General features: G+C 62.1%; 12 protein-coding genes. 8 read left to right on the top strand and 4 right to left on the bottom strand.

Going from position 1 to position 13,728, the window contains the following annotated elements; translation table 11 throughout:
- Positions 1-150 precede the first annotated feature (150 nt).
- The 8 genes from urtA (at position 151) to V1294_RS30385 (ending at position 7,893) form a co-directional block, all read left to right on the top strand.
- Positions 151-1,410: an urea ABC transporter substrate-binding protein gene (urtA, locus tag V1294_RS30420; protein WP_334478513.1), complete on the top strand. Its 1,260-nt coding sequence runs from the start codon at positions 151-153 to the stop codon at positions 1,408-1,410.
- A 132-nt stretch (positions 1,411-1,542) separates the two neighbouring features.
- Positions 1,543-2,469, top strand: a complete 927-nt coding sequence (gene urtB / locus V1294_RS30415) for an urea ABC transporter permease subunit UrtB (protein ID WP_334502369.1) — start codon at positions 1,543-1,545, stop codon at positions 2,467-2,469.
- A gap of 17 nt (positions 2,470-2,486) precedes the next feature.
- A complete protein-coding gene (urtC, locus tag V1294_RS30410) occupies positions 2,487-3,635 on the top strand; it encodes an urea ABC transporter permease subunit UrtC (RefSeq protein ID WP_334502367.1) in 1,149 nt (382 codons plus the stop codon).
- Positions 3,636-3,646: 11 nt separating this feature from the next.
- The gene (gene urtD / locus V1294_RS30405) at positions 3,647-4,402 is read left to right on the top strand and encodes an urea ABC transporter ATP-binding protein UrtD (protein ID WP_334502364.1); all 756 of its coding nucleotides are present in this window, start codon (positions 3,647-3,649) and stop codon (positions 4,400-4,402) included.
- Positions 4,403-4,413: 11 nt separating this feature from the next.
- The gene (gene urtE / locus V1294_RS30400; protein ID WP_334478519.1) at positions 4,414-5,103 is read left to right on the top strand and encodes an urea ABC transporter ATP-binding subunit UrtE; all 690 of its coding nucleotides are present in this window, start codon (positions 4,414-4,416) and stop codon (positions 5,101-5,103) included.
- Positions 5,104-5,139: 36 nt separating this feature from the next.
- Entirely contained in the window at positions 5,140-6,369 is a 1,230-nt protein-coding gene (fmdA, locus tag V1294_RS30395) for a formamidase (RefSeq protein ID WP_334502362.1), read from the top strand.
- 93 nt (positions 6,370-6,462) lie between these two features.
- Complete coding sequence (locus V1294_RS30390) at positions 6,463-6,810, top strand: FmdB family zinc ribbon protein (protein WP_334502360.1); 348 nt, start codon at positions 6,463-6,465, stop codon at positions 6,808-6,810.
- 42 nt (positions 6,811-6,852) lie between these two features.
- On the top strand, positions 6,853-7,893 hold the full coding sequence (locus V1294_RS30385; RefSeq protein ID WP_334502358.1) for an aliphatic amidase: 1,041 nt from the start codon (positions 6,853-6,855) through the stop codon (positions 7,891-7,893).
- A 66-nt stretch (positions 7,894-7,959) separates the two neighbouring features.
- Here V1294_RS30385 and V1294_RS30380 read toward each other — a convergent pair whose 3' ends face one another.
- The 4 genes from V1294_RS30380 to V1294_RS30365 all read right to left on the bottom strand — a co-directional run bounded on the left by V1294_RS30380 (position 7,960) and on the right by V1294_RS30365 (position 13,504).
- Positions 7,960-11,070 (bottom strand): efflux RND transporter permease subunit, encoded by a 3,111-nt coding sequence (locus V1294_RS30380; RefSeq protein WP_108513392.1) that lies wholly within the window; start codon positions 11,068-11,070, stop codon positions 7,960-7,962.
- The gene (locus V1294_RS30375) at positions 11,067-12,245 is read right to left on the bottom strand and encodes an efflux RND transporter periplasmic adaptor subunit (protein WP_334502355.1); all 1,179 of its coding nucleotides are present in this window, start codon (positions 12,243-12,245) and stop codon (positions 11,067-11,069) included. Before V1294_RS30375 ends, V1294_RS30380 begins: the two co-directional genes overlap by 4 nt.
- A gap of 27 nt (positions 12,246-12,272) precedes the next feature.
- On the bottom strand, positions 12,273-13,022 hold the full coding sequence (locus tag V1294_RS30370; RefSeq protein ID WP_334478526.1) for a hypothetical protein: 750 nt from the start codon (positions 13,020-13,022) through the stop codon (positions 12,273-12,275).
- Positions 13,023-13,141: 119 nt separating this feature from the next.
- Positions 13,142-13,504 carry a hypothetical protein gene (locus tag V1294_RS30365; protein WP_334502353.1) on the bottom strand — a complete coding sequence of 121 codons (363 nt, stop codon included), beginning with the start codon at positions 13,502-13,504 and terminating at the stop codon, positions 13,142-13,144.
- Positions 13,505-13,728 lie beyond the last annotated feature (224 nt).

Genomic DNA, 13,728 nt, shown 5'->3' with positions numbered 1-13,728 from the left:
CGACCCCTGCGTAGCCAGCAAACTCCGTACCAAAATCTACGTCGCTATTTTGCGGTGCAATATACGCAATCCCACGTATCTGTGCAGTGCACAAATCCAAGCCATCCTCGTCTGACCAATCTGCGTTCTCGAACCAAAAATGGGGTGCTCATGTCAGACGAACCAAACAAGGGCCTGCAGTCGCCGCTTCGCCGCAAACTGCTGATGGGCGCAGCGGCACTGCCGTTCATTTCGATGCTTCCCCGGCCGTCATTCGGGGCCGGCCCCGCAACCTCCGTGGTCAACACAACGGGCCTCGCGGTCACCGATACGGAAGTCACCGTCGGCATCCTGCACTCCGCTACTGGAACGATGGCGATTTCGGAAACCGGTTCGATCCAGGCCGAAAAGCTCGCGATCGAGCAGATCAACGCCGCCGGCGGCGTGCTCGGACGCAAGATCAAGTTCATCCAGGAAGACGGTGCCAGCGACTGGCCGACATTTGCGGAAAAGGCCAAGAAGCTTCTCGTCAACGACAAGGTCGCGGCGATCATGGGCTGCTGGACCTCGGCATCGCGCAAGGCGGTGCTGCCGGTCGTCGAGCAGTACAACGGCATGCTCTATTATCCGACCTTCTATGAAGGCCTCGAGCAGTCCAAGAACGTCATCTACACCGGCCAGGAAGCCACCCAGCAGATTCTCGCAGGCCTGAACTGGATCGCCAAGGAGAAGGGCGCCAAATCGTTCTTCTTCATTGGCTCGGACTACATCTGGCCGCGCACCTCGAACAAGATCGCGCGCAAGCACGTCGAGAATGTGCTGAAGGGCAAGGTCGTCGGCGAGGAATATTACGCGCTCGGCAGCACCCAGTTCAATTCAGTGATCAACAAGATCAAGCTGACCAAGCCCGACGTCATCTTCACCGACGTCGTCGGCGGTTCGAACGTCGCCTTCTACAAGCAGCTCAAGGCGGCCGGCGTCGACCTTTCGAAGCAGGCGCTGCTGACGATCTCGGTGACCGAAGACGAAATCGACGGCATCGGCGGCGAAAACATCGCAGGCGCCTATGCCTGCATGAAGTACTTCCAGTCGCTCGACAATGCCAACAACAAAGCGTTCGTTCCCGCCTTCAAGAAGCTGTGGGGCGAGAAGACGGTGATCGGCGACGTGACGCAGGCCGGCTATCTCGGTCCGTGGCTGTGGAAGCTGACCTGCGAGAAGGCCGGCAGCTTCGATGTCGACAAGATCGCCGCCGCTTCGCCAGGCATCGAATTCAAGGAGGCGCCCGAAGGTTACGTGCGCATCCATGAAAACCATCACCTCTGGTCGAAGACCCGCGTCGGCAAGGCCAAGCTCGATGGCCAGTTCGAGCTGATCTTCGAGACCGCCGATCTGGTCGAGCCCGATCCGTTCCCGAAGGGCTACCAGTAAGCGCAGCGGAACTCTCCGCAAGCTTCTCTCGAGCAACCAGCTCCCTGGCGTGGACCGTCAATCCGCGCTTGACGACCCCGCGTCGCGAATTCTCTCGCGACGCGGGCACCTTTCCTCGACGGAGAAACATCGATGTTCGGCGAATATTCGATTGGCGATCTGGGCTCCATCTTCGTCATGCAGGGCTTTGCGGGCCTGATCCTGTTTTCCGTCTACGTGCTGATGGCGCTCGGTCTTGCGATCATCTTCGGCCAGATGGGCGTCATCAACATGGCGCATGGCGAGTTCATGATCCTGGGGGCCTACGTCACCTGGATGACGTCGAATACGTTCCAGCACTATTTGCCTTCCCTGTTCTCCGGATATTTCTTCCTAGCGATGCTGCTGGCGTTTCTGGCATCCGGCGCGCTGGGGATGCTGGTCGAATGGGCGCTGATCCGTCATCTCTACAAACGCCCGCTCGATACGCTGCTCGCCACCTGGGGTCTCAGCCTGATCCTCCAGCAGACCTATCGTTCGGTGTTCGGCCCGCGCGAGGTCGGCGTTGAACTGCCGCAATGGATGCTGGGTTCGCTCAAGGTCACCGATTCTATCGAAGTCCCGATCAACGGCGTCTTCGTGATGGGCCTGACCGTGCTGATTACCGTCGTGGTCGCCTACGTCCTGTACAAATCGCGCTGGGGCCGCCAGGTTCGCGCCGTGGTGCAGAACCGCATCATGGCCGGCGCCGTCGGCATCAATACCGAGAAGGTCGACCGTTACACCTTCGGGTTAGGTTGCGGCATCGCCGGCGTCGCCGGAAGTGCCTTCACCATGATCGGCTCGACCGGACCGACGTCTGGCCAACTCTACATCGTCGATACCTTCCTGGTGGTCGTGTTCGGCGGCGCTGCCAGCCTCCTTGGCACCATCGCCTCCGCCTTCTCGATCTCGCAGACCCAGTCGACGCTGGAATTCTTCATGTCGGGCTCGATGGCCAAGGTGCTCACGCTGCTTGCTGTGGTCGGAATCCTGATGCTGCGGCCGCAAGGCTTGTTCGCTCTCAAAGTCCGCAAATAACAGAAGCAGGCACGTTCATGATCATCACTTCACGCTTCTTCAATCGATCCGAACTCATCGGCTTCATTGCTCTGGCCGTCGTCCTGGTCGTGATCCTGCCGCTGTCGCTGGACGTATTCCGCCTCAACCTGGTCGCGAAGTATCTGACCTACGCCTTTGTCGCGATCGGGCTTGTGTTGTGCTGGGGCTACGGTGGCATTCTGAGCCTGGGGCAGGGGGTGTTCTTCGGCCTTGGCGGCTACTGCATGGCGATGTTCCTCAAGCTGGAGGCCTCCAGCGTCGAGAACACCAAGATTCAGTCGACCCCTGGCATTCCGGATTTCATGGATTGGAATCAGATCACCTCGCTGCCGCTGTTCTGGCAACCCTTCCACAGTCTTACCTTTACCATCGCTGCAATCATCCTGGTGCCCGGCCTGTTTGCGTTGATCATCGGCACGGCGATGTTCAAGCGCCGCGTCGGCGGCACGTACTTCGCGATCATCACTCAGGCCGTCGCCGCGATCCTGACTATCCTCATCGTGGGACAGCAGGGTTACACCGGCGGCATCAACGGCATGACCGACCTGCGCACCCTCAAGGGTTGGGACATCCGGCCGGACCACGCCAAGATCATCCTGTACTTTGTCGAGGTGGTGTTGCTGTTCGTCTGCATCGGCATCGCGCAGTTCATCCGCCTGACCAAGCTCGGCCGTATCCTGGTGGCGATGCGCGAACAGGAAGACCGCGTCCGCTTCTCCGGTTACAGCGTCGCCAACTTCAAGATCTTCGCCTTCTGCATGGCCGCGGTGTTCGCCGCGATCGGGGGCGCCATGTTCGCGCTCAATGTCGGTTTCATGTCGCCGTCCTTTGTCGGCATCGTGCCATCGATCGAGATGGTGATCTACACGGCGGTCGGCGGGCGGATGTCGATCTTCGGCGCGGTGTGGGGCTCGCTGCTGGTCAATTTTGCCAAGACCAGCCTTTCGGAGTCCTTCCCGCAGCTTTGGCTGTTCGGCCTCGGCGCGCTGTTCATCGCCGTCGTGCTGGCTTTCCCGAACGGCCTGTCCGGCATCTGGCAGGACTACGTGCAGCCGCGCATCGATCGCCTCCTGGCATCGCGCAAATCGAAACCCAAAAACGGCTGGAGCGACGATTCCGTCGCCGACGGCGCGCCGGCGGAATGAGGAGATAGATCATGCTCATCGGTCACCAGCCCAAGGAATTTCTGCTCGCGGTCGAAGCGCTCACTGTTTCCTTCGACGGGTTCAAGGCGGTCAATGATCTGTCTTTCTATGTCGAGGAAAACGAGATCCGCGTGATCATCGGCCCCAACGGCGCGGGCAAGACCACGGTGCTCGATCTGATCTGCGGCAAAACGAGAGCAACCTCCGGGTCGATCCAGTTTCGCGGCAAGGAGCTGACGAAGCTGAAGGAGAACGAGATCGTGCAGGCTGGCGTCGGCCGCAAATTCCAGACACCGTCGGTGTTCGAGGATCTTACCGTGTTCGAGAATCTCGAGATCTCGTATCCGCGCGGCCGCACCGTGTTCGGTTCACTGACATTCCAGCGTGACGCGGCGGTAAAGGAGCGGGTCGAAGAGGTCGCGGAAATGATCTTTCTGAAGGACCGCCTCGACACCTTTGCCGACCAGTTGAGCCACGGCCAGAAGCAGTGGCTCGAGATCGGCATGCTGCTGATTCAGGACCCGGACCTTCTGATGCTCGACGAACCCGTCGCCGGCATGAGCGTGTCCGAGCGCGCCAAGACGGCCGAACTGCTCAACCGCATCATCAAGGACCGTTCGGTGCTGGTGATCGAGCACGACATGAAATTCGTCGAGGACATCGCCCACAAGGTCACCGTGCTGCACCAGGGACAGATCCTGTCCGAGGGGACGATGGAAAAGGTCAAGAACGATCCGAAGGTCATTGAAGTGTACCTCGGACACTAAGGAGTACATCGATGCTGGCTATTTCGGATCTACACGTCGCCTACGGCCAGAGCGAAGTGCTGCACGGCCTCAACGTGTCGGTAGCGCCCAACGAGATCGTCGCGATCATGGGCCGCAACGGCATGGGCAAGACGACGCTGATGAAGTCGCTGATGGGGATCGTGCCCACCAGGAGCGGCTCGGTGAGCATGGAAGGCACCGAACTCAGTGCGCTGCCGAGCTACGATCGCGTCGCCAAGGGCCTCGCCTACGTGCCGCAGGGCCGCATGATCTTCTCGACCATGACGGTGAAGGAAAACATCGAGACTGGCCTCGTGGTGTCGGGCGGCTCGGAAGTGCCTGATGACATCTACGAGCTGTTTCCGGTGCTGCTGGAGATGAAGGACCGCCGTGGCGGCAACTTGTCGGGCGGGCAGCAGCAGCAACTCGCCATCGCACGCGCGCTCGCGACCAAGCCGAAGGTGCTGCTGCTGGATGAGCCGACCGAAGGTATCCAGCCGTCGATCATCAAGGACATGGCGCGCACCTTGAAACGGATTCGCGACGAGCGCGGCCTGTCGATCGTGGTGTCTGAACAGGTGCTGAGCTTCGCGCTCGACATCGCCGACCGCGTGCTGGTGATCGAGAACGGCGAGATCGTCCGCGACGACCCGCGCGACAGCGTCGATGCCGCGCAAGTCTCGAAATTCCTGTCCGTCTGAAAACCCAACCTGTGCTGTCTAAAAGGGGAGCTATCGATGCCAGAGACACTGATCAAGGTCGATCTTTCGAAGTCGGCCTACGACAACGACATGATCCACAACCGGTGGCATCCCGACATCCCGATGGTTTCGTGGGTCAACCCGGGCGACGATTTCATCATCGAGACCTATGACTGGACCGGCGGTTTCATCAAGAACAACGATTCCGCCGACGACGTGCGCGACATCGATCTGTCGATAGTGCATTTCCTGTCCGGCCCGATCGGCGTCAAGGGCGCCGAGCCCGGAGATTTGCTGGTGGTCGACCTGCTCGATGTCGGCCCGCTGAAGGAAAGCCTCTGGGGCTTTAACGGCTTCTTCTCCAAGCAAAATGGCGGCGGCTTCCTGACCGATCATTTCCCGCTGGCGCAGAAGTCGATCTGGGATATCAAGGGCCTCTATACCTCGTCGCGCCACGTACCCGGTGTGAACTTTGCCGGCCTGATCCATCCCGGCCTGATCGGCTGTCTGCCCGATCCAAAGTTGCTGGCGACCTGGAACGAACGTGAGACGGCGCTGATCGCGACCAACCCGACCCGCGTGCCCGGCCTCGCCAATCCGCCGTTCGCGGCGACCGCGCACGCCGGCCGGGCCAAGGGTGACGCCAAGGCCAAGGTCGGCGCCGAGGGCGCGCGCACCGTGCCGCCGCGTGAACATGGCGGCAATTGCGACATCAAGGACCTGTCGCGCGGCTCAAAGATCTTCTTCCCGGTCTATGTGCCCGGCGGCGGCCTCTCGATGGGCGATCTGCATTTCAGCCAGGGCGACGGCGAGATCACCTTCTGCGGCGCCATCGAAATGGCCGGCTGGCTGCATCTCAAGGTCGATATCATCAAGGATGGCGTCGCCAAGTACGGCATCAAGAACCCCGTGTTCAAGCCGTCGCCGATCACGCCGAACTACAAGGACTATCTGATCTTCGAGGGCATCTCGGTCGATGAGGTCGGCAAGCAGCATTACCTCGACGTCCACATCGCCTACCGCCAGGCCTGTTTGAACGCGATCGAATATCTGAAGAAGTTCGGCTACTCGGGCGCACAGGCCTATTCGATCCTCGGCACCGCGCCGTGCCAGGGCCATATCTCCGGCGTGGTCGACGTGCCGAACGCCTGCGCGACGCTGTGGCTGCCGACGGAGATCTTCGACTTCGACATCATGCCGTCCTCGGCGGGACCGATCAAACACATCACGGGCGACATCCAGATGCCGATCTCGCCGGACAAGTGATCCCTGCGCGAGAAGGATGCGGGACGGCTCAAGCGTGCCGGCCGCCCCGCATCCGCTGTTGTGATCTTCCAAATCATAGCGCGAGGAAACGAAATGCCCGTCTACGAATATCTCTGCAACGATTGCGGCCCGTTCACGGACATGCGGCCGATGGCCGAATGCGACGATCCGCAGGATTGCCCGCGCTGCGACAATGAATCGCCGCGCGTGATCCTGACTGCGCCGGCGTTCTTCTGCATGCCGTCGGACAAGCGGAAAGCGATGGCCACCAACGAGCGCAGCGCTCACGCGCCGAAGACAGTCGCCGAATACAAGGCCGCGCACGGCCCCGGCTGCGGCTGCTGCTCAACCGGAAAGAAGAAACCGGCCCGGCTGATGACCAAGACGCGCAGCGGCGCCAAGGGTTTTCCGACCGCACGCCCATGGATGATCAGCCACTGAAGCGCGATCCGTCAAACCCAAACCAGAACAAGAGGCGATCCCATGCTCCACGGTGACATTTCCTCCAGCAAAGACACGGTCGGCGTCGCCGTCGTCAACTACAAAATGCCGCGCCTGCACACCAAGGCCGAGGTGCTCGACAACGCCCGCAAGATCGCCGACATGATCGTCGGCATGAAGCTCGGCCTGCCGGGCATGGATCTCGTGATCTTCCCGGAATATTCCACCCACGGCATCATGTACGACTCCAAGGAGATGTACGAGACCGCTTCGCAGATCCCCGGCGCCGAGACGGAAATCTTTGCCGAAGCCTGCCGCAAGGCAAAAGTCTGGGGCGTATTCTCGCTCACCGGCGAGCGCCACGAGGAGCATCCGCACAAGGCGCCGTACAACACCCTGATCCTGATGAACGACAAGGGCGAGATCGTCCAGAAGTACCGCAAGATCATGCCGTGGGTGCCGATCGAAGGCTGGTATCCCGGCAATTGCACCTATGTGTCCGAAGGCCCGAAGGGTCTGAAGGTCAGCCTGATCATCTGCGACGACGGCAACTTTCCGGAGATCTGGCGCGACTGCGCGATGAAGGGCGCCGAGCTGATCGTGCGCTGCCAGGGTTACATGTATCCGGCCAAGGAACAGCAGATCCTGATTTCCAGGGCGATGGCCTGGGCCAACAATGTCTATGTGGCGGTCGCCAATGCCGCCGGCTTCGACGGCGTCTATTCGTACTTCGGTCACTCCGCGATCATCGGCTTCGACGGCCGCACGCTGGGCGAGACCGGCGAGGAAGAATACGGCATCCAGTACGCAGGCTTGTCGAAGAGCCTGATCCGCGATGCTCGCCGCCATGGCCAGTCGCAGAACCATCTCTTCAAGCTGCTGCATCGCGGCTATACCGGCATGATCAATTCCGGCGAAGGCGCTCAAGGCGTCGCGTCCTGCCCCTATGACTTCTACAAGAAGTGGATCGACGATCCCGAAGGCACGCGCGAAATGGTCGAGGCAATGACGCGGCCTACGGTTGGCACCGACGAATGCCCGATCGAGGGCATCCCGAACGAGATGACGGGGAGCAATTACTAGAGCGCTGAGCCAGCGCGTCTCCCGGCGACCGGCCGGGCGGCTGCATCGAGCCGCCCGGGATTGCCGTCATTCGGCCGGCGTCAGGTCGGCAGCGCCGTCGATCGCCGGCTTCGGCTTGCCGAACAGCCAGGTCTGCAGCCTGTCGAGGTAAATGTAGACCACCGGCGTCGTGTACAGCGTGAGGAGCTGCGACACGGCGAGACCTCCGACGATGGCGTAGCCGAGCGGCTGACGTATCTCGGAGCCTGCGCCGGTGCCGAGCATCATCGGAACGCCGGCAAGCATGGCCGCCATCGTGGTCATGAGGATCGGCCGGAAACGCATGATGCAGGCGCGGTAGATTGCTTGCTCCGCCGTCAATCCCTCCTGTTTGCCGACATGCAGGGCGAAATCGACCAGCATGATGCCGTTCTTCTTGACGATGCCGATCAGGAGGATGATGCCGACGATCGCGATCACGCTGAGATCGAGGTGAGCCGCCATCAGCAGCAACAATGCTCCCAGCCCCGCCGACGGCAGCGTCGAGATGATGGTGATGGGATGGATCAGGCTCTCATACAAGATGCCGAGGATGAGGTAGATCACGAACAGCGCGGCGGCGATCAGGATCGGCGTGGTCGACAGCGAATCCCCGAAGGCCTGCGCGTTGCCTTGGAAGCTCGTCTGCAGCGACAGCGGCTTGCCGAGTTGCTGTTCGATATGCTGGATGGCCGTTGTCGCTTCGCCGATCGCCGTGCCCGGCAGCAGGTTGAAGGAGATCGTCACCGACGGGAACTGGCCCTGATGGTTGACCACGAGCGGGGCGACCTTGACCACGCTGTCGACCAGCGTCGATAGCGGCACTTCCTGGCCGGCTGAGGATTTGACGTAGATGCCGGTCAATGCCTCCGGCGAGTACTGGAACTTCGGGTTGACCTCCATGACGACGTGGTACTGGTTCAGGGCCGTGTACATGGTCGAGACGATGCGCTGGCCAAAGGCGTCATCGAGCGTGTTGTCGATGGTGAAGGGCAGGATGCCGTAGCTCGATGCCACTTCACGCTTGATGGCGATGTCGAGCAGGGGACCGGAATTGAGCTGGTCGGTCGCGACGTCGGTGATGCCGGGGACCTTCTTGATCCTGTCGAGGAACAGTGCCGCCCAGTGGTTCAGCTCGCCGGGATCGGCGTCGCCCAGCGTGTACTGATACTGGGTTTTCGAGACCCGGCCGCCGATGGTGATATCCTGCGCGGCCTGCATATAGAGCGTGATGCCCTGGATCTTGGCCAGATTGGTCCGCAAGCGCGCGAGCACCGTTTCCATGCTGTCGCGTTGCTTGTAGGGCTTGAGCGCAATGTAGATGCGGCCGTTGTTGACCGTGGTGTTGCCGCCGCCGGCGCCGATCGCCGAGCCGATGGATGCGACGGCCGGATCCCTCATGATGGCATTGAGCAAGGCCTGCTGGCGCTCGGTCATCGCCTGATAGGAGATATCCTGTGCGGCTTCGGACAGGCCGATGATCAGCCCGGTGTCCTGCTGTGGAAAGAAGCCTTTGGGAATGACCACGTAGAGATAGCCGGTCAGTGCGATGGTCGCAAACATCGTGAGTAGCGTGATGAAGCGGTGACGCAGCACGATTCTGAGCCCCGCCTCGTAGGCGCCGAGCAAGGCATTGAAGCCGCCTTCAGAGAGGCGGAACAGCCGCCCATGCGTCCTGCTTTCCGGCTTGAGCAGCCGCGCGCACATCATGGGCGTCAAGGTCAGCGAGATCACCAGCGACAGCAGCAGCGCCACGCTGACGGTGACGGCAAATTCGCGGAACAGCAGTCCGACATATCCGCCCATCAGGAACAGTGGAATGAACACCGCGATCAGCGACAGCGTGATCGACATGATGGTGAAGCCGATTTCGCCGGCGCCCTTCAGCGCCGCTTCGTAGGGCGTGGCGCCTCCCTCCATGTGCCGCACGATGTTTTCGATCACGACGACGGCGTCATCGACCACGAAGCCCACGGCGATCGACAGTGCCATCAGCGATAAATTGTCGAGGCTGTAGCCGAGTTCGTAGAGGACCGCGAAGGTGCCGATCAGCGAAAGCGGAACGGTGACCGCCGGGATAACCGTCGCCCAGAAATTTCTTAGAAAGACGAATATCACCATCACGACAAGCGCAACCGTCAGTATCAGCGTGAACTGAACGTCGTGGATGGATGCGCGGACCGTATCGGTGCGGTCGGAGATGACGTTGACCTTGACGGCGGGTGGGATCGATGCCTGCAGCACCGGCATCATCGCCTTGATCCGCTCGACAGTGTCGATGACGTTGGCGCCGGGCTGGCGCTGGATCGCCATGATGACCGCGCGCTGGTTGTTGTACCAGCCGGCGATCAGGTCGTTTTCCGGCGCGCTGACGGCGCGGCCGACGTCACGGATGCGGACCGGCGAGCCGTTTCGGTAGGCGATCACCAGGTTGGCGTAATCGTCCGCATTCAGCAGCTGATCGTTGGTGTTCAGCGTATAGGTCTGGCGCGGGCTGTTGAGCGTGCCTTTCGGCAGGTCGACATTGGCCTGGCCGAGCGCCGTGCGGACGTCCTCCAGATTGATGCCGCGCGCGGCAAGCGCCTGCGGATCGAGCTGCACCCGCACGGCGGGCTTTTGCTGGCCGCCGAGGCCGACGAGGCCGACGCCCGGTATCTGCGAAATCTTCTGCAGCAGGATGTTTTCCGCATAGGCGTCCACCGTGGTCAGCGGCAGGCTGTCCGAGGTCAGGCCGAGCACGAGGATCGGCGTATCGGCCGGATTGACCTTGCGGATCGTCGGCGGGTAGGGAATGCCGGACGGCAGAAACGGACTGGCGGCGTTGATTGCCGACAGCGTATCGCTGACCGTTCCGTCGATCTGGCGGTTCAGATCGAACTGCAGCGTGATCTGGGTGTAGCCGAGTGCGCTCGCCGACGTCATCTGGGTGAGACCCGGAATCTGGCCGAACTGGAGTTCGAGCGGCGTCGCGACCGACGCCGCCATGGTCTGAGGATCGGCGCCCGGCAACTGCGCCGTGACCTGAAGCGTCGGATAGTTGACGTTCGGCAGCGCTGCGATCGGCAGCAGCGGATAGGCGACCAGGCCGCCGACCAGAAGGCCGACCATCAGGAGCGCGGTCGCGATCGGCCGCTGGATGAAGGGTGCGGATATGTTCATGGGATGATCGCCTGTTGTGCTTGCTGTGCCGCTGCTTCCTCGGCCGCTTCGCCGTGCAGAATCGTGACATGGGTGCCCGGCAGCAGCCGGTACTGTCCGTCAATCACGACCTGCTCGCCGGCCTTCAGCCCGGAATCGATCAGCGCTTCGCCGTCGGCGATTTGAGCGACCTTGAGCGGACGGATCGCGACCGTGCTGTCGGGTTTGATGACATACGCATAGGCGCCGTTCGGACCTTGCTGCACGACGGAGGCAGGGACGGTCAGGCCGTTGTGCCGGGTCGTAACGAGCAGCCGCGCATTGACCAGTTCACCCGGCCACAGCTCGCGCGACTTGTTGGGAAAGGTTGCCTTGAGCTGGATCGAGCCGGTGGTCTGCAGGATCTCGTTGTTGACCAGCGCGAGTTGGCCCTTACCCAGCTCGAGCGTATCGTCCTGGTTATAGGCGAGGACCGGAAGCGGCGTTTTGGTCGCCTGCTCCTGCCTGAGGATCTGCGGCAGCACCCCTTCCGGCAGGGTAAAGATCAGCGAGATGGGATCGAGCTGCGTCACGACGACGAGGCCGTTGGGCGTCGTCGGGCTGATGATGTTGCCGACGTCGATCTGGCGAATCCCGACCACGCCGTCGATCGGCGAGGTCAGCCGGGTGTAGCTGAGCTGCACCTTGGCCGCCTCGATCAGCGCCTGGTCGGTCTTGATCGCGGCCTCGAGCTGGCCGACCTGCGCGTTCTGGGTCTCTATCAACTGCGGCGTGGCCCAACCCTTGTCGCCGAGCTGGGTGTAACGCGTGAGATTGGCACGGGCATTGGTGAGTTGGGCCTGGTCGCGCTCCAGATTTCCCTCGAACTGGTCGATCTGGGCCTGGTAGGGGCGCGGATCGATTTGCGCGAGCAGGTCGCCGGCATGGACGGTCTGTCCTTCGGTGAAGTTGATGCTGATGAGCTGGCCCTGGATCTGGGCCCGCACGACGTCGGTGTTGTAGGCAATCACGGTGCCGACGCCGTTCTGGTAGATCGGCACGTCATGCTGGCTGACCACGCCGGCCACGACCGGGACCGGAGCCGGCGGCGCGGCTGCGACGGCGGCTTTGAATAAATGGGCGTGCGTCAGGAAGAGGAGGCCGCCCGCGGCGGCAACGCCGAACATGACGGCAGGTATTGCGACTTTCATTTTCATGGCTGCTTCTCGCACGTGGGTTTTCGCTCAACGCAACATCGTGGCGGCGGCTGACAGGCCCGGTATCGTGTTCGGCGCCCCTGTGATGTTCGGTATCCCCGTGATGGGATCGGTCGGCGCAGCGACGGCTGTCGTGTTCGCGGCCGCCAGCGTGACGGCGGGCACTGTCGGGATCGTTGGCGCGATGGTGCTGATGGTAGGTCCGACGGTGATGGTGGGCACCATCGCGGCGGAGCTGACCCCGAGATTGCCGATCTCGGTCGACCCCATCGGAATGCCGGTGCGCGGCACGCCGCCCGGCGTCGTGGGAGACGTCGGCGTCGATGACGCAGCGAGATTGTTCGAGCCGGCGCCGCACATGCTTTGGGTACCCGAAGTATCGATCAGGGCCGATGTCGGCGAAATACCCGATGACGACATTGCTGATGTCGACATTCCCGGCATCGTGGACATCGTGCTCTGCGGTGTGACGGTCCCGACGTCCACGCCCCCGCCGTCAAAGGTGGTCGCCGATCCGAACATCGTTGACGGTGCCGTACCGATGGTCGAGCACACGGTGCTGCCAATGGTCGACGAGATCGGCGCCGGACTTACGCCGGGGGAGGCGATTTCCGTTGCGCCAAACGGGATGCCGGTGCCGCCGACTGGCGCGCTTGGCACCATGCCGAGCGGCGACGTGGTCGAAAGCGAAGGCGTCGGCATTACCGCGGCCTGCTGCGCAAAGGCCTGGCCGCATAGCAGGGCCAAGGCTGTCGTGATCATCAGGAAGCGTTTCATGGTGCTCTCCGGTGCCGGTGGGGCAGTGCGAACGAATAAGCAGGGAGGCGATCGGTCTGGGGCATCGAGAAAGTGCCTTCCGGTCCGACAGCCTGCGAGGCAGGATTTGCGCGAGGATCTCAGCTGCAGCTCAGCGGCAAGGGCTGGTCGGGATGCAGCTCGTACCAGTCGTAGCAATCGGGATAACCGTAGTAGCCGTATCCCGGTCCGTATCCGCCGAAGCGATGCAGGGCGTGCTGGTGCAGTCCGAAACCATGCGCGCCGATGTGGCCACCGCCGCCGACACCAACGCCCCCCATGTGTTCGCCGCCGCCCATGCCGCCGAAGTGGCCTCCACCGCCAAAACCGCCGCCCATATGGCCGCCGCCACCGAAGCCGCCGCCGTGACCGCCACCGCCGCCACCACCGCGGGCATCGGCCGCGCCCGACATCAGGCTCGAAGCGAGAAGCGCCGTTGCCAATATCGTGATCATCCGTTTCATCATGACACTCCTTTTCAGTCAGATTGCTCGGCGCCGTGACGCGCGAACCTCAACGAGCCACGCGAACGAAACGTCGGATGACTGACAGGTAGGTGCGATGCACAAAGCCTCCATTAAATTCGCCGTTAGTCGCGTTCACGAACCGGAGCAGCAGCAGACGTGCGTCAAAAAGGCGAACTGCCCGGGCGCACGCCAAAAGAGGACGGGCTGGCGGATATCCCGCC

This window comes from Bradyrhizobium sp. AZCC 1678 (assembly GCF_036924765.1).
GTDB lineage: Bacteria > Pseudomonadota > Alphaproteobacteria > Rhizobiales > Xanthobacteraceae > Bradyrhizobium > Bradyrhizobium algeriense.
Note: the sequence above shows the minus strand (reverse complement) of the source record. Positions and strands in the feature narration are given on the sequence as shown.